General features: G+C 66.5%; 18 protein-coding genes. 7 read left to right on the top strand and 11 right to left on the bottom strand.

Features of this window, described 5'->3' with window-relative positions:
* Positions 1-3 precede the first annotated feature (3 nt).
* The 3 genes from G4G00_RS18755 to cfa are packed head-to-tail and all read left to right on the top strand — an operon-like array spanning position 4 to position 2368.
* Positions 4-306, top strand: a complete 303-nt coding sequence (locus G4G00_RS18755) for a GNAT family N-acetyltransferase (RefSeq protein ID WP_108750076.1) — start codon at positions 4-6, stop codon at positions 304-306.
* Between the two features lie 36 nt (positions 307-342).
* The gene (locus tag G4G00_RS18760) at positions 343-1230 is read left to right on the top strand and encodes a DUF3298 and DUF4163 domain-containing protein (RefSeq protein WP_164275686.1); all 888 of its coding nucleotides are present in this window, start codon (positions 343-345) and stop codon (positions 1228-1230) included.
* Between the two features lie 19 nt (positions 1231-1249).
* Complete coding sequence (gene cfa / locus G4G00_RS18765) at positions 1250-2368, top strand: cyclopropane fatty acyl phospholipid synthase (protein WP_164275689.1); 1119 nt, start codon at positions 1250-1252, stop codon at positions 2366-2368.
* Between the two features lie 163 nt (positions 2369-2531).
* On the opposite strand, the gene G4G00_RS18770 is transcribed toward cfa, so the two are convergent.
* Complete coding sequence (locus G4G00_RS18770; RefSeq protein WP_164275692.1) at positions 2532-4700, bottom strand: M3 family metallopeptidase; 2169 nt, start codon at positions 4698-4700, stop codon at positions 2532-2534.
* A 140-nt stretch (positions 4701-4840) separates the two neighbouring features.
* On the opposite strand from G4G00_RS18770, the gene G4G00_RS18775 reads away from it, so the two are divergent.
* Entirely contained in the window at positions 4841-5320 is a 480-nt protein-coding gene (locus tag G4G00_RS18775; protein WP_164275695.1) for a glutathione peroxidase, read from the top strand.
* Positions 5321-5356: 36 nt separating this feature from the next.
* On the opposite strand, the gene G4G00_RS18780 is transcribed toward G4G00_RS18775, so the two are convergent.
* From G4G00_RS18780 to G4G00_RS18800, 5 genes are all read right to left on the bottom strand, one after another.
* On the bottom strand, positions 5357-5923 hold the full coding sequence (locus G4G00_RS18780; RefSeq protein WP_240336189.1) for a TlpA disulfide reductase family protein: 567 nt from the start codon (positions 5921-5923) through the stop codon (positions 5357-5359).
* Between the two features lie 84 nt (positions 5924-6007).
* Positions 6008-6787, bottom strand: coding sequence for a ferredoxin--NADP reductase (locus G4G00_RS18785; RefSeq protein ID WP_108753581.1), 780 nt, complete (start codon positions 6785-6787; stop codon positions 6008-6010).
* Between the two features lie 100 nt (positions 6788-6887).
* Positions 6888-8741, bottom strand: coding sequence for an ABC transporter ATP-binding protein (locus G4G00_RS18790; RefSeq protein ID WP_164275697.1), 1854 nt, complete (start codon positions 8739-8741; stop codon positions 6888-6890).
* Positions 8742-8958: 217 nt separating this feature from the next.
* Positions 8959-9408, bottom strand: coding sequence for a carboxymuconolactone decarboxylase family protein (locus G4G00_RS18795; protein WP_053443831.1), 450 nt, complete (start codon positions 9406-9408; stop codon positions 8959-8961).
* 36 nt (positions 9409-9444) lie between these two features.
* On the bottom strand, positions 9445-10341 hold the full coding sequence (locus tag G4G00_RS18800) for an RNA polymerase sigma-70 factor (protein ID WP_108753579.1): 897 nt from the start codon (positions 10339-10341) through the stop codon (positions 9445-9447).
* 159 nt (positions 10342-10500) lie between these two features.
* Between G4G00_RS18800 and G4G00_RS18805 the strand changes: the two genes are divergently transcribed.
* Positions 10501-12018, top strand: coding sequence for a fumarate hydratase (locus G4G00_RS18805; RefSeq protein ID WP_164275700.1), 1518 nt, complete (start codon positions 10501-10503; stop codon positions 12016-12018).
* Between the two features lie 220 nt (positions 12019-12238).
* Here the strand turns inward: G4G00_RS18805 and arsC are convergent, their stop codons facing one another.
* The 3 genes from arsC to G4G00_RS18820 all read right to left on the bottom strand — a co-directional run bounded on the left by arsC (position 12239) and on the right by G4G00_RS18820 (position 14340).
* Positions 12239-12580: an arsenate reductase (glutaredoxin) gene (gene arsC, locus G4G00_RS18810; protein ID WP_164275703.1), complete on the bottom strand. Its 342-nt coding sequence runs from the start codon at positions 12578-12580 to the stop codon at positions 12239-12241.
* Complete coding sequence (locus tag G4G00_RS18815) at positions 12580-13734, bottom strand: phospholipase A (protein ID WP_164275706.1); 1155 nt, start codon at positions 13732-13734, stop codon at positions 12580-12582. Before G4G00_RS18815 ends, arsC begins: the two co-directional genes overlap by 1 nt.
* A 120-nt stretch (positions 13735-13854) precedes the next feature.
* Positions 13855-14340 carry a DUF456 domain-containing protein gene (locus G4G00_RS18820; RefSeq protein WP_164275709.1) on the bottom strand — a complete coding sequence of 162 codons (486 nt, stop codon included), beginning with the start codon at positions 14338-14340 and terminating at the stop codon, positions 13855-13857.
* Between the two features lie 237 nt (positions 14341-14577).
* On the opposite strand from G4G00_RS18820, the gene G4G00_RS18825 reads away from it, so the two are divergent.
* The gene (locus tag G4G00_RS18825; RefSeq protein WP_065197592.1) at positions 14578-14787 is read left to right on the top strand and encodes a cold-shock protein; all 210 of its coding nucleotides are present in this window, start codon (positions 14578-14580) and stop codon (positions 14785-14787) included.
* Positions 14788-14860: 73 nt separating this feature from the next.
* On the opposite strand, the gene G4G00_RS18830 is transcribed toward G4G00_RS18825, so the two are convergent.
* Positions 14861-15355 carry a glycine zipper 2TM domain-containing protein gene (locus G4G00_RS18830; protein ID WP_164275712.1) on the bottom strand — a complete coding sequence of 165 codons (495 nt, stop codon included), beginning with the start codon at positions 15353-15355 and terminating at the stop codon, positions 14861-14863.
* A 128-nt stretch (positions 15356-15483) separates the two neighbouring features.
* Positions 15484-15918, bottom strand: coding sequence for a cytochrome c (locus tag G4G00_RS18835; protein ID WP_164275714.1), 435 nt, complete (start codon positions 15916-15918; stop codon positions 15484-15486).
* A 79-nt stretch (positions 15919-15997) separates the two neighbouring features.
* Here G4G00_RS18835 and G4G00_RS18840 point away from each other — a divergent pair, with 79 nt between their 5' ends.
* Positions 15998-16813 carry a tRNA threonylcarbamoyladenosine dehydratase gene (locus G4G00_RS18840; RefSeq protein WP_164275719.1) on the top strand — a complete coding sequence of 272 codons (816 nt, stop codon included), beginning with the start codon at positions 15998-16000 and terminating at the stop codon, positions 16811-16813.
* Positions 16814-16830: the final 17 nt, after the last annotated feature.

Here is a 16830-nt window from a genome sequence, read left to right on the forward strand (position 1 = left end):
CCCATGGCTTCGGTCACACCCCCCGGTCTGGCCTATGAGGTCGCGCATGACCAGGCCAACCACCGTTTCACCGCCCGCGTGCGTGGGCATGTGGCGGTGCTGGACTACCAGCTCAAGCGCAAGCGGATGGTGATCACCCACACCGAAGTGCCCGAGCCGATTGCCGGCCGTGGTGTTGCCGGCGAGTTGACGCGGGTGGCGCTACGCTTCGCCCGTGAGCACAAGTACAAAGTGGTGCCGGCCTGCGCGTATGCCGAGGCATTCCTGCAGCGGCACGAGGAGTTCCACGACCTGCTGGTGGGGTGATGCCGGCGGGCCACGCTTCAGCCACCGCGGGCGATGATGTACGAACATGAACAGGGGATCCCGATGAAGAACGGAAACAACCGGCCGTTGCGCGCAAGCGTGCTGGCCGGGGCAATGGGCGTGCTGCTGCTGGGCGGTTGCCAGCGCGGCGACGATGCAGCACCGGTCACCGATACCGCACCCAGCGCGGATGCCGCCGCGCCGGCCGCGGCCGAGGCGCCTGCCGCCGAAGCGCCGCTGGACCTGCGCGATGTGATCGAGAACAACGAACGCGAGGTGGTGGGAATCAGTTACCCGGCCGGCATCGACCGCTACCCGGGCCTGGCCCGCGCGCTGCAGGACTATGCGACCTCGGCCCGCGGCGATCTGCAGCAGGCGCTCGATGGCCTGGGCAATGACAAGCCGACCATGCCCTACGAGCTGTCGCTGAGCTTCGAGAAAGTGCTGGAAACCCCGCAGCTGGTGGTGGTCAGTGCCGATGGCAGCCGCTACACCGGTGGCGCCCACGGCGAACCGCTGGTGGCACGTTTCGTGTGGCTGCCGCAGCAGCAGCAGATGCTGAGCGCCGACAAGCTGGTGGCCGACAGCAAGGGCTGGAAGGCGGTCAGTGATTTCGTGGCCGACCAGTTGCGCGAGCGCGTGGCCACGCGCCTGAGCGGCGAAGACATGGAACCGGCCGAACTGCAGGAATCGCTGCGCAATGCCTCGCGCATGATTGCCGAAGGCACCGGGCCGCAGGCCGACAACTTCAGCCAGTTCCAGCCGCTGACCGATGACAAGGGCCAGATCACCGCCCTGCGTTTCGTGTTCCCGCCCTACCAGGTGGGGCCGTATTCGGATGGCACGCAGACCGCCGATGTACCGGCCGCCGTGCTGCTGCCGCACGTGGCCAAGGACTACGTGGAACTGTTCGCCCGCGGTTGACCGCCCAGCAGGAGGTGTCGTGGATACAGGGTTGCAGGAGCGGGTGACCGGCCTGCTCCACGAAGCCGGGGTCCGCATTGGCGGCACCCAGCCACAGGACATCCAGGTACATGACCCGCGCTTCTTCGCGCGGGTCATGGGCCAGGGCTCGCTCGGCCTGGGCGAAAGCTACATGGATGGCTGGTGGGACGCCAATGTGCTGGATGAATTCCTGGTGCAGCTGATGCAGGCGCACCTGGATGAGCGCGTGCACGGCTGGCGCGAAGTAGCCGATGCCTTGAAAGCGCGCCTGTTCAACCTGCAGGCCGGGCAGGGCAGCTACGAGGTGGGCCGGCGCCATTACGACCTGGGCAACGATCTCTACCAGGCCATGCTGGGCCAGTACATGGTCTACAGCTGTGGCTACTGGTGCAACGCGGTGGACCTGGATGCGGCGCAGGAGGCCAAGCTGGACCTGGTCTGCCGCAAGCTGGGCCTGCGCCCGGGCCAGCGGGTGCTGGACATCGGCTGCGGCTGGGGCGAAGCGCTGAAGTACGCGGCCGAGCGCTACGGCGTCAGCGGTGTGGGCGTGACCATTTCCCAGGAGCAGGCCGCATTCGCCCGTGAGCGCTGTGCCGGGTTGCCCATCGAGATCCGCCTGCAGGACTACCGCGAACTGGACGAACCGTTCGATGCGATTTTCTCGATCGGCATGTTCGAACACGTGGGCGACAAGAACTACGGCAGTTTCTTCGAGGTGGCACGGCGCTGCCTGTCGCCACGTGGCCTGCTGCTGCTGCACACCATCGGCAGCAACATTTCCCGCCACCGCACCGACCCGTGGATCGCCCGCTACATCTTCCCCAATTCGATGCTGCCCTCGGCGGTGCAGATCAGCCGCGCGTTCGAAGGGCGGTTCGTGCTGGAGGACTGGCACAACTTCGGCACCGACTACGACCTGACCCTGCAGGCGTGGCGGCGGAATGTGGAAGCGGCCTGGCCGACCCTGGACGCGCAGCGCTACGACGAGCGCTTCCGCCGCATGTGGCGGTTCTACCTGGCCGGTTCGATGGCCAGCTTCCGCTGTCGCCATGCGCAGCTGTGGCAGCTGGTGCTGTCGCCCGGGGGCGTGCCGGGTGGATACGTCGCGCCACGTTGAAGGCAGGCCTGGGGTCCAGGCATGGGGTCAGAGCCCTTTCCTGTGGAAAGGGATCCGACCCCGGGGTCGGATCCCATTTCGCAGAAATGGGCTCTGACCCCGGCCAACAAAAAAACCGCCCGGTCTCCCGGGCGGTTTTCGTTTCAGGCTACCAGGCGGGCGATCAGTTGCCGGCGCCGGTCAGGCCACGCTTTTCCAGCAGCGGTTCGATCTGCGGCTCGTGGCCGGCGAAATCGCGGAACAGCTGCATGGCATCCACGCTGCCGCCCTTGGACAGCAGGGTGGCGCGGAAGTGGTCGCCATTCTTGCGGCTCAGGCCGCCGTTGTCGCGGAACCACTTCTGGGTGTTGGCGTCCAGCACTTCCGACCAGATGTAGGCGTAGTAGCCGGCCGAGTAGCCGCCCATGATGTGGCTGAAGTACGGGGTCTTGTAGCGCGGCGGCACCGGCGCGTAGTAGATGCCGTCCTTTTCCAGGGCCGCACGTTCGAAGGCCATCACGTCCTTGGCCGCCGGCACCTGGTCAGCGCCGATCTGGTGCCAGCGCTGGTCCAGCATGGCCGCACCCAGGTATTCGGTGGTGGCAAAGCCCTGGTTGAACTTGGCGGCGGCCAGCACCTTGTCCAGCAGCGCCTGCGGCATGGCCGAACCGTTCTGGTAGTGCTTGGCGTAGTTCTTCAGGATGGCCGGGTTGTCCGACCACATCTCGTTCACCTGCGAGGGGAACTCGACGAAGTCACGCGGCACCGCGGTGCCCGAGAAGTACGGGTACTTCACGTTGGAGAACATACCGTGCAGGGCGTGGCCGAACTCGTGGAAGGTGGTGGTCACTTCATCCCAGGTCAGCAGGGTCGGCTGGCCGGCCGGCGGCTTGGGGATGTTCAGGTGGTTGGCCACCACCGGCTTGAAGCCGGTCAGCTCGGACTGCGAAACGTAGGAGTTCATCCACGCACCGCCACGCTTGGACGCGCGCGCGTACGGGTCGAAGATGAAGATCGCCAGCTGGCTGCCATCGGCATCGAACACGTCGTAGACGGTCACGTCATCGTGGTAGACCGGCAGGTCGGTGCGCTGCTTGAAGGTCAGGCCGAATTCCTGGTTGGCGGCGAAGAACACGCCGTTTTCCAGCACGTTCTTCATTTCGAAGTACGGCTTCAGCTGCGACTCGTCGAAGTTGTACTTGGCCTGGCGCACCTTCTCGCTGTAGAACGCCCAGTCCCACGGTTCCAGTGCGAAGGTCGGCTTGCCGGCGGCCTTCTGTTCCTTGTCGATCATCGCCTGCAGGTCGGCGGCTTCGCGCTTGGCGTTGGCCACCGCGGCCGGGGCCAGCTTGCCCAGCATGGCGTTGACCGCTTCGGGGGTCTTGGCGGTCTGGTTGGTCAGGTTGTAGGCGGCGAAGTTGGCAAAGCCCATCAGCTTGGCCTTGTCGGCACGCAGCTGCATGATGCGCGAGACCAGTGCGGTGTTGTCGAACTCACCGCCACGGCTGCCGCGGCTGATCGACGCTTCGTAGATCTTCTGGCGCAGCGCGCGGTTGGCCAGGTTGGTCAGCGGCGGCTGGCCGGTGGTGTTGAGCAGGGTGATCACGTACTTGCCGTCCAGGCCACGGGCCTTGGCGGCTTCGGCAGCGGCGGCGATCTGTTCCTGCGACAGCCCGTCCAGTTCCTTCACGTCGTTGACGGTGATCGCCGAAGCATTCACTTCCGACTGCACGTTCTGGCTGAACTTGGTGCCCAGGTTGGCCAGTTCGGCATTCATCTTCTTCAGCGTGGCCTTGTCGGCCTCGGACAGCTTGGCGCCGGCGCGCACGTAGTTGTCGTAGTACTTCTCGACCAGGCGCACGCCTTCGGCATCCAGGCCCAGCTGGGTGCGGGTGTCATACAGCGCCTGGATGCGCGCGAACAGCTTGCCGTTCAGGGCGATCGCATCGCTGTGTGCGGCGAACTTCGCCGAGTAGTCGGCCTGCAGCTTCTTGCGCGCGTCGTTGGTGTCGGCGCCGACCAGGCTGAAGAACACGGTGGTCGCGCGGTCCAGCACGTCGCCGCTCTTTTCCAGGGCGATGATGGTGTTGTCGAAGGTCGGCTTGGCCTTGTTGTTGGCGATCACCTCCACTTCCTTCAGCTGCTGCGCCATGCCGGCGTCAAAGGCCGGGGCGAAGTCGCTGTCCTTGATCTTGTCGAACTGCGGGAAGTGCAGCGGCAGCGGGCTGTCGGCGAAGAACGGGTTGGCCTGCTGGGCGTTGGCGGCAGCTGCCGGGGTGGCAGCGCTGGCCGAATAGGCGGGCAGGGCAAGGCCGAGGGTCATGGCCACGGCAAGGGCAAGGCGGGTGGTCAAGGCGGAACTCCGGTAAGACAGACAAGGGCCCGAGCGTAACCTGCGCAGCGGGCTGGGCACTTGTGTCGAAAGGCATGGACGCCACCGGCGCGGGCGGGTCGCTGCGATTACCATGGGGTTTTCCTGTCGGGAACGCTGCCATGGCCGCTGCCTTCGATTTCACCTTCGTAGACCTGGACGGCCAGCCGCAGGCCCTGGCCCAGTACGCCGGTCGCCCGCTGCTGCTGGTGAACGTGGCCAGCCGCTGCGGCTTCACCCCGCAGTACACCGGGCTGGAACAGCTATGGCAGGACTACCGCGAACGCGGTCTTGTGGTGATCGGCTTCCCCTGCAACCAGTTCGGCGCGCAGGAGCCGGGCGATGCGGCGCAGATCCGCCAGTTCTGCTCGCTGGATTACCCGGTCAGCTTCCCCCTGTCGCAGAAGATCGAGGTCAATGGCGAGGGAGCCGACCCGTTGTGGGCGTGGCTGTCGCAGCAGAAGCGCGGGCTGCTGGGCAGTGCGCGCATCAAGTGGAACTTCAGCAAGTTCCTGGTCGATCGGCAGGGCAACGTGGTGGACCGCTTCGCGCCCACCACCAAGCCCGAGCAGTTGCGTGGGGCCATCGAAGCGCTGCTGTAACCGCCCACGCCCCGCGTCGCGCGCGCTTGCCGCTGCTCAGTCTGCTGCTGCGGCGCCCGCCTGCGATGGGCGATTGCGCACGTCTTCGGGCAGCGCAGCGATGATTTCCTCCAGGATGCCCGGCAGGCTCGCTTCGCTGTAGCCGCGATGGGCATGGGCGACCTGTCCGTCGCGGCCGATGATGAACATGTGTGGCACCGCGGCGATGCCGTACTGCTCGGCCAAGGCGCCACGCGGATCGTGCAGGTAGTCCAGCTTCGGCCAGTCGCGGTGGCGCACCAGCCGGTTGACGTCGTTGCGCGGCTCGCCCCAGTTGATCGCGTAGACCTTCATCGCGTCTTCGCCGACCACCTTCTGCAGGTGCGCCAGGATCGGCAGCTCCTTGCGGCAGGGGCCGCACCAGGACGCCCAGAAGGTCACGATGACCACCTTGCCGCGCTGGTCGGCCAGGTTGACCGGCTTGCCTTGGCGGTCATTGCCCAATGCCTGCGGCGGCACCTCACCGGGGGCGGGCGATGCGGCCAGGGCCGGAACGGCCATGACCGCAACTGCGGCCGCAAACACCCACGCCCGCATCGCCTGCGGGAACCGCTTGTTCGTCATCCTTGAGCCCCTGTTCGGGCCGGCGGCCCGTGCAGCGCAGACGATGCCGGGAAGGCGGCATCCACGCAAGGGGCAGGGCAGGGCTTATTTTTCGACGAACGCGCGCTCGAACACGTAGTGGCCCGGCTGGCCGATGCGCGGCGAGACCTGGAAGCCGCGTGCATCGAGCACGGCGCGCAGGTCGGCCAGCATCTGCGGGCTGCCGCAGATCATCGCGCGGTCGTTTTCCGGATTCAGTTCCGGCAGGCCCAGGGTGCGCTGCATCTCGCCGCTTTCCATCAGCGAGGTCAGGCGGCCCTGGTTGGCGAACGGTTCGCGGGTCACGGCCGGGTAGTACAGCAGCTTGTCGCCGATCATCTCGCCCAGGAACTCGTGCTCACGCAGTTCCTTTTCGAAGTAATCGCGGTAGGCCAGGTCCTTTTCGTAGCGCACGCCGTGGCACAGGATCACCTTGTCGAAGCGCTCGTAGGTTTCCGGGTCCTTGATGACCGACAGCCACGGCGCCATGCCGGTGCCGGTGCCCAGCAGGTACAGGTTCTTGCCCGGGTGCAGGTCGCTGATCAGCAGGGTGCCGGTGGGCTTCTTGCCTACCAGTACCTTGTCGCCCGGCTTGATGTGCTGCAGGCGCGAGGTCAGCGGGCCGTCCTGCACCTTGATGCTGAAGAACTCCAGATGCTCTTCCCAGTTCGCGCTGGCGATGGAATAGGCACGCAGCAGCGGCCGCGCCTCGGTTTCCAGGCCGATCATCACGAACTGGCCGTTTTCGAAACGGAAACCGCTGTCGCGGGTCAGGGTGAAGCTGAAGTAGGCGTCGGTCCAGTGGCGGACCTCAAGCACCGTTTCGGCGCCGAAAGCAGAAGACATGGGGGTAGTCGGGGCATGGTTTCGTCCCCTCCATTCTACCCCAAATGAGAGAAGTTCTCATTGGCCGGAACGAGAGGCGTTCTCAGGCCGCCAGCACGGTTCAGCGATAGCCCGCCGCCTGCAGTTCGAACAGCTCGGCATAGCGCCCGCCCTGGGCCATCAGGTCGGCGTGGGTGCCGCTGGCCTCCAGCCGGCCTTCGGCCAGCACCAGGATGCGATCGGCCATGCGCACCGAAGAGAAACGGTGCGAAATAAGCACCGCGGTGCGCTGCTCGGCCAGTTCGCGGAAGCGCTGGAACACTTCGAACTCGGCGCGGGCATCCAGTGCCGCGGTGGGCTCGTCCAGGATCATCACCTGCGCATCGCGCATCCACGCGCGGGCGATGGCGATCTTCTGCCACTGCCCCCCGGACAGGTCCACGCCCTGCTTGAAGCGCCGACCGATCAACTGCTGGTAGCCGCCGGGCAGGGCATCGATCACTTCTTCGGCCATACCGCGGCGTGCCGCATCGGCAATGCGCGCTTGGTCGGCCATGGCCTCCACCTGGCCCACGCCGATGTTCTCGGCGGCGGTCAGGTTGTAGCGCACGAAATCCTGGAAGATCACGCCCAGGTTGGCGCGCAGGTCGTCCAGGTCGTAGTCGCGCAGATCGCGGCCATCCAGCAGGATGCGCCCTTCATCCGGCTCGTACAGGCGTGCCAGCAGCTTCACCAGAGTGGTCTTGCCGGCGCCGTTCTCGCCCACCAGGGCCAGCACTTCGCCGGCGTGCAGCTGGAAGTCCAGGTGGCGCACCGCCCACTGCTCGGCATCGGGGTAGCGGAAGCCCACGTTCTCGAACACGAATCCCTGCTGGATCGGGCGCGGCACCGGCAACGCGTCGGCGCGCGAATGGATTTCCGGCTGGATCTGGAAGAACGAATACAGATCGTCCAGGTACAGCGCTTGGCTGGCCACCTGCGAGAAGCCGATCAGCAGGCCTTCCAGCAGCTGGCGCAGGCGCAGGAAACTGCCGGCCAGGAAGGTCAGGTCACCGATGCTGAAATCCCCGCGCACGGTGCGCCAGGCGATATAGGCGTAGGCTGTGTAGTAACCCAGCGTGCCCAGTGCCGCCAGCAGCGTGCCCCAGAACGCGCGGCGCCGCGCCAGCGAACGGTTGGCCAGGAACAGCGCCGCCGACAGCCGCCGGTAGCGCTCCACCAGAAAGCGGTGCAGGTTGAAGATCTTCACTTCCTTGGCTGTTTCCACGCTGGCGCCAAGCTGGCGCAGGTAGTCCAGCTGGCGGCGCTCGGGCGTCCACAGGAAGTTGAGGCTGTAGCCGGCCGCGTTGAAGTGCGATTCGCCGATGAAGGCGGGCACCAGGGCCAGCGCCAGCAGCACGATCAGCCACGGCGCGTAGACCAGCAGACCCACGGCCAGGCTGACCACGGTGATCGCATCCTGCACCTGGCCGAACAACTGGCTCATCAGGTTCATCCGGCCCATGGTCTGGCGCCGGGCGCGGTCCAGCTTGTCCTGCAGGTCGGGGTCTTCGAAGTCTTCCAGGTCCAGCGTGGCGGCATGTTCCATCAAGCGCACGCTGGTGGCGTTGGCGAACAGTTCCGACAGCAGCGCGTCGGCGTAGCTGACCAGCCGCCCCAGCAGGTCCGAGGCGATGGCCAGGCCGAATTCCAGCGCCAGCAATCCCAGCAGCGGGTTCAACAGGCCGCTGGACAGCGCTTCGCCCAGCGGCGGGAAGCCGGCACCGTGCTGGCTCAGGTGCAGGGCGGTGTCGATGATCAGCTTGCCCACGTACAGCATCGCCACCGGCAGCAGGGCGCGGATGATGCGCAGGCCGAGGCTGGCCAGGGTCAATGCCGGGCTGGTCTGCCACACCTGGCGCAGGAACGGCGGCAGGTTGCGCATGGCCTTGAAGCGCTGGCGCAGGCTGGGTTTCTTTTCGTTGGCAGCAGGCATACCGCCATTGTGCGCGCGCACGGCGTGCAGATGGGGTCAGATCCCTTTGCAGCGCAAAGGGCTCTGACCCCTCGACCCATCGTGTCGACCAAGGTCGACACCTACCAACTGCGACCTGACCCGCCCCGCCATCCCACAGAACCCCAGCTGTTGACGTTGCCCTTGCTCTGGCCGTTGCCTCGGCGGGTGCCGGGCGCAGCCCGGCCAGAAAAGCCCCTTACGGCAGCGGCGGCAGCAGGCCGGCGCCCAGCCGGTTCCAGGCATTGATCACCGCGATGCCCATGCTCAGGTCGCTGATGCCCTTTTCGTCGAAGTGCGGCGCCAGTGCATCGAACGCGGCCTGCGACGGTGCGCCATCGGTCAGCCTTGTCAGCGCCTCGGCCCAGCCCAGCGCCGCGCGCTCGCGTGCATCGAAGAAGCGGCTTTCGTGCCATGCGGGCAGGGTATCCAGCTTGCGTGGCTCGATGCCGCCCTTGCGCAGCGCGGTGCCGTGCATGTCCATGCAGTAGCCACAGCCGTTGAGCTGGGACACGCGCAGGAACACCAGTTCCATCAACGTCGGGTCGATCGAGCTGTCATGCACCGCCTTGCTGGTGGCCAGCAGGCCCTTGAAGGCCTCGGCGGCCAGGCGGGTGTAGGGAACGCGGGGAGATGCGTGGTCGGACATGTTCGGCTCCACGGCGGCCACGATGGCCGCCTTTCACTACCAGGACGCCGCCGCGTCCGCCGCCGTGACAACCGCCGACAATTTTTCCGGATTCAGCACGCTGTAGACCTCGGCGATGCGCCCGTCCACCACCTGCACCGTGGTGACCGAATGCAGGCGCTGGCCATCGAAGCGCAGGATCGCCGGTTCGCCGTTCACATAGCCCAGTTGCGCGGTGTGGCCCAGTCCGCGCTGGGCAATGGCCCAGAACAGCCGGCCGATGCGCTCGGCGCCCAGCAGCGGCCGGATCGCGGCGGTCACCACACCGCCGCCATCGGAGACCAGGCGCGCGTTGGCATGCAGCAGGGCCTGCACGGCCTGGCTGTCGCCCTGCTGGGTGGCGTGCATGAAGCGCGCCAGCAGTTCGCGGTGCTGGCTGGCATCGGCGTTGAAGCGCGGGCGCCCGGCCTGCAGGCGCTGCCTGGCCCGATGCACCAGCTGGCGGCAGTTGGCCTGGCTGTGGCCGATCAGCTCGGCGATCTCGGCATAGTCGTGGTCGAACACCTCTTTCAGCAGGAACGCGGCGCGCTCTTCCGGTCCCAACTGTTCCAGCAGGGTCAGGAAGGCCACCGACACGTCGTCGGCCAGCGCATGGCACTGCGCCGGGCCAGGCGCCGGGTCGGGTTCCAGGCTGATCGCCAGCGGTTCGGCCAGCCACGGGCCCACGTAGTGCGCGCGCTCGCGCCGGGCCGCGCGCAGGCGGTCCAGGCCCAGCCGCGTGGTGGCGGTCACCAGCCAGGCCTCGGCATCGCGCACGCTGGCCGGGTCGGCGCCGGACCAGCGCAGCCAGGCGTCCTGCACCACGTCCTCGGCGTCGGCGCGGCTGCCCAGCAGGCGGTAAGCCAGCGCCATCAGGCGCGGGCGGTGGGTCTGGAAGGTCGATTCAGCGTTCATGTTGGCAAGGACGCCAGAGAGGGCGGGGGCGTGACAAGGGGGCGGGGTCAGAGCCCTTTCCCGCGGAAAGGGATCTGACCCCTGCGAATCTACGCGCAGTCGGCGGAGGGGGTAAAATGGGCGGATTACCCCCGCCAGCCTTGAGCAAGCGAGCAAGCCGTGACATCGATCAAGCAGGAAGACCTCATCCAGTCCATCGCCGACGCGCTGCAGTACATCTCGTACTACCACCCGGTCGACTACATCAAGAACCTCGCCGCTGCCTACGAGCGCGAAGAGTCGCCGGCCGCGAAGGAAGCGATGGCCCAGATCCTGATCAATTCGCGGATGTGCGCCGAAGGCCACCGTCCGATCTGCCAGGACACCGGCATCGTCACCGTGTTCCTGGAAATCGGCATGGACGTGCGTTGGGACGACGCCACCATGGGCGTGGAAGACATGGCCAATGAAGGCGTGCGCCGCGCCTACCTGCACCCGGACAACAAGCTGCGTGCCTCCGTGCTGGCCGATCCGGCCGGCAAGCGCATCAACACCAAGGACAACACCCCGGGCGTGGTGAACGTGAAGGTGGTGCCGGGCAATACGGTCGATGTGATCGTGGCCGCCAAGGGCGGTGGTTCGGAAGCCAAGACCAAGTTCGCCATGCTCAACCCGTCCGACTCCATCGTCGACTGGGTGCTGAAGACCGTGCCGACCATGGGCGCTGGCTGGTGCCCGCCGGGCATGCTCGGCATCGGCATTGGCGGCACCGCCGAAAAGGCGATGCTGCTGGCCAAGGAAGCGCTGATGGAGCCGATCGACATCACCGAGCTGCAGGCCCGTGGTGCATCCAACCGCATCGAAGAGCTGCGCCTGGAACTGTACGAAAAGGTCAATGCGCTGGGCATCGGCGCGCAGGGCCTGGGCGGCCTGACCACCGTGCTGGACATCAAGATCAACGACTACCCGACCCACGCGGCCAACCTGCCGGTGGCGATGATTCCGAACTGCGCGGCTACCCGGCATGCGCACTTCACCCTGAATGGCAGCGGCCCGGTGATGCTGGACCCGCCGTCGCTGGAAGACTGGCCGAAGCTGACCTACGACGCGTCCAAGGGCACCCGCGTGGACCTGGACACGATCACTCCCGAAGACGTAGCCAACTGGAAGCCGGGCCAGACCCTGCTGCTCAACGGCAAGCTGCTGACCGGCCGCGACGCCGCGCACAAGCGCATGGTCGACATGCTCAACAAGGGTGAGGAACTGCCGGTCGACCTGAAGGGTCGCTTCATCTACTACGTTGGCCCGGTCGATCCGGTGCGCGACGAAGTGGTGGGCCCGGCCGGCCCGACCACCGCCACCCGCATGGACAAGTTCACCGAACAGGTGCTGGCGCAGACCGGCCTGCTGGGCATGGTCGGCAAGGCCGAGCGCGGCCCGGCCGCCATCGAGGCAATCAAGAAGCACAAGTCGGCCTACCTGATGGCCGTCGGTGGTTCGGCCTACCTGGTGTCCAAGGCGATCAAGGCGGCCAAGGTGGTCGGTTTTGCAGATCTGGGCATGGAAGCGATCTACGAATTCACCGTGCAGGACATGCCGGTGACCGTGGCGGTCGATTCCACCGGCGAATCGGTGCACAAGACCGGCCCGCGCGAATGGCAGGCCCGCATCGGCAAGATTCCGGTGGTGGTGGAGTAATCCGCAACGGAATTACGGAAAACGGCGCCGCAGGGCGCCGTTTTTCGTTGACCGCCCATGATCGCCCGCGACACGACGGGGTAGAGTCGACTGTCAGTCGACTATCGCGCGCAGCGCGGGGTTTTCGTGGCCTGCGCGAAGGGCAGTCGACTGACAGTCGACTCTACCGAGCGTGCACGGTCGCCGGATCGGACGTGCATCGTCGCGCGATTGCCCGCTGCTACAGCAGCTCCAGCACGGTTTCCGGCGGGCGGCACAGCCGCGTGCCCTTGGGCGTGCGCACAACGGGCCGATTGATTAGCCGCGGGTGTTCGGCCATGGCGGCCAACAGCGTGGCGTCATCCGCGTCGGCCAGGCCCAGTCCGGTGAACTGCGCCTCCTTGCTGCGCACCAGCTCAGCGGCGCTCAGGCCGGATTCGGCCAGCACCGCACGCAGGCTTGCGATGTCAGGCGGGGTGCCCAGGTAATCGACCACCACCGGTTCGATGCCAGCGTCGCGGATCAGGGCCAGGGCCCCGCGCGAATTGCTGCACGCCGGGTTGTGCCAGATCGTCACGGTCATCAGAACCACTCCAGCAGCGACACGCCCACGCCCACGTAGGTGGCCTTGTGGTTGTAGTCGATCAGGCTTTCGCCGTAGCCGTCGAAGATCTGCACGTGGCCGCGCAGCAGGTTGCTGATCGGGAAGCCGTAATCGAGCTGCAGCGCGCCGTGCGAGCGGTCGCCGGTGCGCAGTGAATGGCGTGCCATCAGCGAGACCTCGTGGCCGTTGCGGTTCCAGATGAGAGTGGCATCGCCACGGCCCATGTAGTCTTCAATGTCCGGGTTGTTGTCGTCGCTGCGCGTTTCCGGAATGCGGTACCAGGGCCGCAGCACCAGCGCCCAGTTCTCGCGGTCCAGGCCGATGTTGAGCATCACCCGGTTCCAGCTGCGCGACAGCGGGTCGGCGCGGCCGTTGGACTGGTGGTTCAGGCTGATGCCGGTCATGCGCCCGCGCCAGCCGCCGATCGAATAGCCGTTGCGGAACACCATCATCACTTCCGGCTCGTAGTTCGTTTCGCGGAAGGGGCGGGAATTCTCGGCGTTGTAGGCCTGCCAGCGCGAACTCTGGGTATAGCCAGCCCAGATATCGCCGTTGTCGCCGAACAGGTTCTCGGCGATCTTGGTCTTGAAGCTGATCTGGAACTTCAGCTCGGTGCTGTCCAGCACCTGCGGCGTGGTCACGCTGTTGGCCGGGTTCGGCGACTGCGGCATCTGGTTCTTGTCGCTGGTCCAGAACGCGGGCAGCAGGTACACCGGCTTGTAGGCGCGCAGCTGGAACGGGCCCAGCTTGGAGTCTTCGGCCAGTTCCCAGCGGCTGTCCAGCAGCGAGCCACGGCCGGCGTTGGCCAGCGCGCTGTCATCCGGGGCAGGGCGGAAGATGTCACCCACGCGGGCACGCAGGTTCTCTTCGCCCTGGCTCAGGCGTGCGGCGCGGCGTTGCTCGCGCAGGGCCTGTGCGGCCTGCTGGGCGGCCGCATCGGCGGCGGCGGTGGCCTCGGCACTGCGGCCGAACAGCCGGTCGTAGCAGGCCAGGCGGGCGGCATCGGTGTCGATGGCGGCGCAGCCGGCCGGTGTGGTGGTGGCGGTCGGTACGATCTCCTGCGCGGCCACGGGCGCGGCGGCCAGGGCCAGCGCCAGCGGAGCAAGGCGGGGGAGCAGAGCGGGGAGGGTCATTGCAGCAGGCCCTTCAAAATGAATACGGTGGATGCACAGTGTGGCGGCTGCCCGCACCTGCGGCCAGCCCCTTCGGTTTATGCCCGGCACCGGCGTGCGTGGGGTGTGAAGACGGAGGCGTCAGAAGAACCAGGCAAAGGCGAACAGCCCCAGCATGGCGATGACCAGCGCCAGCTTCAGCGCCAGCCCCAGCAGGATGCCCAGCCAGGTGGCCAGGCCCACCTTGGTGGAACGGCCCAGCTCGCGGCTGTGCCAGTACTCGCCCAGCAGGGCGCCCACCAGCGGACCGGCGAACAGGCCGATGGGCATGAAGAACAGGCCCACGATGCTGCCCACGAAGGTGCCCCACAGCGCCTTGCGGCTGGCGCCGACCCGTTGCGCCCCCACCACCGTGGCCAGCACGTCGACCAGCAGCGACAGCACGGTCAACACGGCCAGGATCACCAGCGTGGGCCATCCCACATGCACGAAACCGTCAGCCCAGGCCGCCAGCAGCAGGCCCAGGAACACCAGCGGTACCCCCGGAAGGGCCGGCAGCACGATGCCGGCCAGGCCGACCAGGACAGAAATGACCGCTAGCAGATACAAGATGAATGAGAGGTCCATGCTGTTCCGTATGGTTGGCTTTTTGGGGTTGACAGTGAAAGATTTTGCCAGTTGCTTTTTCGTTTTGGTCGGGTTAAGTTGCAGTCGCTGAGCTTGGCAAGGTCACCGTGGATCGTGGCCTGATGAAGCAAGATCTCACCGATCCGCTGCATCGTTGCACCTCGCTTCCCCCTTGCTTGTCAGCCGCCCAACCAGGCGTATCCAACAACAAGAGAGAGTCACCAGGGAGTTAGTGAGATGTCTGATCGCGAGAGCGGTACCGTCAAGTGGTTCAACGATGCGAAGGGCTTCGGCTTCATCAGCCGTGAAAACGGCGAAGATGTGTTCGTGCACTTCCGTGCCATCCAGACCCAGGGCTTCAAGAGCCTGAAGGAAGGCCAGAAGGTCACCTTCACCGTCGTGCAGGGCCAGAAGGGCCTGCAGGCCGATGCCGTGCAGCCGGTCTGACCGGAACGCATCGCGTTGAACGAAAAAGGCCCGCGCAAGCGGGCCTTTTTCTTTGCCAGTGGCCCGGGGCAGGTCAGCGCAGGATCACCCGGCCGTTGACCACGCGCACGTAGGTGTTCTCGCGGATACCGGCCAGGTCGCGCTGGTTCACCACCACGGTGCGGCCATCATCCATGCGTACGGTGATGTCGTAGGTATCGCTGGTCACGTTCTTCTGGATCTGGTTGCCGGCCAGCGCGCCACCCACCGCGCCTGCGGCGGCGGCGATGTTCTTGTTGCCGCGGCTACCGCCGGTGTGGTCGGAAATCTCATGGCCGGCAACGGCGCCGACCAGACCGCCCAGGATCGCGCCGGTGGCGGCCGGTGCGGTGCGGCCCGAGGCCACGGTGTTGATGCGGGTGACGATGCCGCAGTCCGCGCAACGGCCCTGGTTGTAGCCGGAGTTGTTGCCGTAGCCGCCGTTGTTGTAGGCATTGTTGTAACCACCGCCGCCGTAACCGGGCGAGGTGGCGCAGCCGGCCAGCGCGAGGGTGGCGATGGTGGCGGCAGCGATAAGCTGGATCTTCATGGGGCGTCTCCTGGCCGTGAAGGCGGGTGCGGGTGGTACTGCGTCATGCAGCAGGGTGGCTGGAATCGTCCGCTTTCACACGTGAACAAGGTGCCAACCGCGACAGCGCATTCCGGCTGGAAGATGAATCAGCGGAAATCCTGGTGGCAGGCGCGGCAATCGTCCTGCACGGCCTGCACCAGTGTTGCCAGTGCCGTGCAGTCGGCCGGCGGCGCGGCCAGCGCGTCGTTGAGCCTGCCGCGGTAGGCACTGGCATGGGCCTGGAAGCGGCGGTCGTGCTGCAGCTGCGGGAAGGCCAGGTCCAGGTCGTTGGACAGCAGGCGTAACAACTGCAGCCGCGGCACGCTGTCGGCCAGGCTGCAGCGGTTCTGCTGGTGGGCCTGCTGCAGCAGTTGCGACTGCCGCTGCATCACCTGCATCAGACTGTCGGGAAACGGATCGCGACGGGCCTGCAGGGCACGCCCCACCATTACCGTGGCCACCAGGCCGATCAGCAGGCCCAGCGCCAGCACGAACAGATAGCGGTAGGCCGTGGTCCGGCGGGGGGAGGGGCTGGCATTCATGCGGGCACTCCGGGCATGCAACGGTGGGTTCGGTTGCGGCGCGCTGTGGCGACCGCCGCCTGCACGTTAAAATAGCCGCATGAACGAACAGGTCAAAGAACGCTTCGCCGGCATTGAACGGCTGTATGGCGTGGGTGCGCTCGAGCGCCTGCAGGGCAGCCGCGTGGCGGTGGTGGGCATGGGCGGCGTCGGCTCGTGGGTGGTCGAAGCGCTGGCGCGTTCGGCGGTGGGGCACCTGACCCTGATCGATGCCGACGATATCTGCGTGTCCAACACCAACCGCCAGTTGCCGGCCATGGAAGGCAACTACGGGCGCAACAAGTCGGTGGCGATGGCCGAGCGCTGCCGTGCCATCAATCCGCAGATCGAGGTGGATGCAGTGGAGGCGTTCCTGACCACCGGCAACATGGCCGAACTGCTGGACCGCGGCTTCGATCTGGTCATCGACGCCTGCGACAGCTTCCGGGTGAAGGTGGAAACCATTGCCTGGTGCCGCCGCCGCAAGCTGCCGCTGTTGACCGTGGGCGCAGCCGGTGGCCGCACCGACCCCACCCTGGTGCGCATCCGCGATGTCTCGCGCACCGAACATGACGCCATGCTGGCGCTGATCCGCAAGAAGCTGCGCAGCGAGTTCAACTTCCCCAAGAACGCCAAGCGCTACTTCGGTGTGCCGGCGGTGTATTCGCTGGAAAACGTGAAGTACCCGCAGGCCGATGGCAGCGTCTGTGGCCTGCGCCCGAACCTGGGTGCCGATGCGGCGCTGAAGCTGGATTGCGGTGCCGGCCTGGGTGCGGCCACGCACATCACCGGCGCCTTCGCGTTCGCAGCCGTGGGCAAGGCGCTGGAGATGCTGCTGGAGTCGAAGAAGGTGAAGGCCGAAGCAGACGCCGCGTAGGACCGGTAGCGCCGGGC

The organism is Stenotrophomonas sp. B1-1 (assembly GCF_010894375.1).
In the GTDB taxonomy this organism is placed as follows: Bacteria; Pseudomonadota; Gammaproteobacteria; order Xanthomonadales; family Xanthomonadaceae; genus Stenotrophomonas.

What these genes read in the sequence shown, in the direction of transcription:
- G4G00_RS18785 (WP_108753581.1), bottom strand. Translation starts at nt 6,787, where the DNA reads ATGTCTTCTGCTTTCGGCGCCGAAACGGTGCTTGAGGTCCGCCACTGG.
- arsC (WP_164275703.1), bottom strand. Translation starts at nt 12,580, where the DNA reads ATGACCGTGACGATCTGGCACAACCCGGCGTGCAGCAATTCGCGCGGG.
- G4G00_RS18795 (WP_053443831.1), bottom strand. Translation starts at nt 9,408, where the DNA reads ATGTCCGACCACGCATCTCCCCGCGTTCCCTACACCCGCCTGGCCGCC.
- G4G00_RS18830 (WP_164275712.1), bottom strand. Translation starts at nt 15,355, where the DNA reads ATGAAGATCCAGCTTATCGCTGCCGCCACCATCGCCACCCTCGCGCTG.
- G4G00_RS18790 (WP_164275697.1), bottom strand. Translation starts at nt 8,741, where the DNA reads ATGCCTGCTGCCAACGAAAAGAAACCCAGCCTGCGCCAGCGCTTCAAG.
- G4G00_RS18775 (WP_164275695.1), top strand. Translation starts at nt 4,841, where the DNA reads ATGGCCGCTGCCTTCGATTTCACCTTCGTAGACCTGGACGGCCAGCCG.
- G4G00_RS18800 (WP_108753579.1), bottom strand. Translation starts at nt 10,341, where the DNA reads ATGAACGCTGAATCGACCTTCCAGACCCACCGCCCGCGCCTGATGGCG.
- G4G00_RS18760 (WP_164275686.1), top strand. Translation starts at nt 343, where the DNA reads ATGTACGAACATGAACAGGGGATCCCGATGAAGAACGGAAACAACCGG.
- G4G00_RS18780 (WP_240336189.1), bottom strand. Translation starts at nt 5,923, where the DNA reads ATGACGAACAAGCGGTTCCCGCAGGCGATGCGGGCGTGGGTGTTTGCG.
- G4G00_RS18815 (WP_164275706.1), bottom strand. Translation starts at nt 13,734, where the DNA reads ATGACCCTCCCCGCTCTGCTCCCCCGCCTTGCTCCGCTGGCGCTGGCC.
- G4G00_RS18755 (WP_108750076.1), top strand. Translation starts at nt 4, where the DNA reads ATGGCTTCGGTCACACCCCCCGGTCTGGCCTATGAGGTCGCGCATGAC.
- G4G00_RS18820 (WP_164275709.1), bottom strand. Translation starts at nt 14,340, where the DNA reads ATGGACCTCTCATTCATCTTGTATCTGCTAGCGGTCATTTCTGTCCTG.
- G4G00_RS18840 (WP_164275719.1), top strand. Translation starts at nt 15,998, where the DNA reads ATGAACGAACAGGTCAAAGAACGCTTCGCCGGCATTGAACGGCTGTAT.
- G4G00_RS18825 (WP_065197592.1), top strand. Translation starts at nt 14,578, where the DNA reads ATGTCTGATCGCGAGAGCGGTACCGTCAAGTGGTTCAACGATGCGAAG.
- G4G00_RS18835 (WP_164275714.1), bottom strand. Translation starts at nt 15,918, where the DNA reads ATGAATGCCAGCCCCTCCCCCCGCCGGACCACGGCCTACCGCTATCTG.